The sequence below is a fragment of the Bacillus mesophilum genome, assembly GCF_008923265.1.
GTDB classification, from domain to species: Bacteria; Bacillota; Bacilli; order Bacillales; family Cytobacillaceae; genus Cytobacillus; species Cytobacillus mesophilum.
The window spans coordinates 1-1,326 of record NZ_WBOT01000023.1 but is presented as its reverse complement, the minus strand read 5'-3'; the positions used below and the strand labels follow the sequence as shown (position 1 = coordinate 1,326).

Sequence of the window (1,326 nt, the reverse complement as noted above, 5' to 3'; positions counted from 1 at the left end):
TGAACTGCACCCCAATTGTTAGACACCATCTAACAATTGGAGGTGCAGTTTTTCTATGGCTAAATTTACTGCTGAAGATAAATTAGAGGCTGTTCAACGATATTTAAATGAAAATGAGAGTTCTGTTAGAATCGCTAATTCTATTGGAACTGACTATAAAGCGGTACTTAAGTGGATTAAACAATATGAATACAATGGTGAAAAAGCATTCACAATATCATATACAAATTACACACAGGAGTTTAAACTAGACGTACTAAATTATATGATTGAAAATGGTACGTCCTTACTTGAAACAGCTGCTATCTTTAATATTTCAGCCCCTTCAACGTTAAGTGTTTGGAGAAAGCAATTTGAAACACAAGGATCCGATGCCCTTCAATCTAAGAAAAAGGGGCGTCCATCTATGAAAAAAGATACAAATCAAAAGCCAAAACAACCACTAATCGAAGGGTCTAAAGAAGCGCTTGAGGCACGGATTAAACAGCTGGAAATGGAAAACGAGTATCTAAAAAAGTTGAATGCCTTAGTTCAAAACAAGGAAAAATCACCAAACAAGACAAAGCGCAAGTAGTCTATGAATTAAGGCATAAATATTCGGTGAAAGCACTCGTAAAACTCGCTGGAATTCCACGCAGTACTTACTATGACTTAGTGAAACGAATGAGTCGTCCCGACCCAGATTCAGATTTAAAAACAGAAATAAAGGAAATTTACGAAGAACACGAAGGGCGATATGGATATCGCCGTATTAGAGATGAACTAGTCAATCGCGGGCAAAAAGTTAACCATAAAAAAGTTCAGCGAATCATGAGAGTACTAGGTTTAAAATGTATCGTACGCATGAAAAAATACAAATCTTATAAAGGGGATGTCGGTAAAATTGCACCGAATCTTTTAGATCGGAATTTCACGGCAGATACCCCCTATCAAAAATGGGTAACAGATATTACGGAATTTAAATTATTTGGTGAAAAACTTTATTTTTCCCCAGTATTAGATTTGTTTGGCAGTGAGGTTATCACATACACAATAGGCTCTAGACCTACATATTCACTGGTGTCAGAGATGTTAGAAAAGGCTTTGGTACATTTACCTGAACACCACCAGTTATTAATGCACTCAGATCAAGGCTGGCATTATCAGATGAAACAATACCGCAATAGGCTTGAAAGCGAAGGGATTACTCAAAGTATGTCTCGCAAAGGGAACTGTTATGACAACTCGGTAATGGAGAATTTCTTCGGAATTATGAAATCAGAATTCCTCTATCTAAAGGAGTTTGAGAGTGTAGAACATTTTAAAATAGAATTAGAAAAATACATT

1 protein-coding gene is annotated in these 1,326 nt (G+C 36.1%); it reads left to right on the top strand.

The window, feature by feature from the left end; all coding sequences use genetic code 11:
* Window positions 1-55 precede the first annotated feature (55 nt).
* A protein-coding gene (locus tag F7732_RS22490; protein WP_151576223.1) for an IS3 family transposase occupies window positions 56-1,326 on the top strand; the annotation gives its coding sequence in 2 pieces (ribosomal slippage) (window positions 56-509 and window positions 509-1,326; 1,272 coding nt annotated over the 2 pieces). This gene is flagged as partial in the annotation.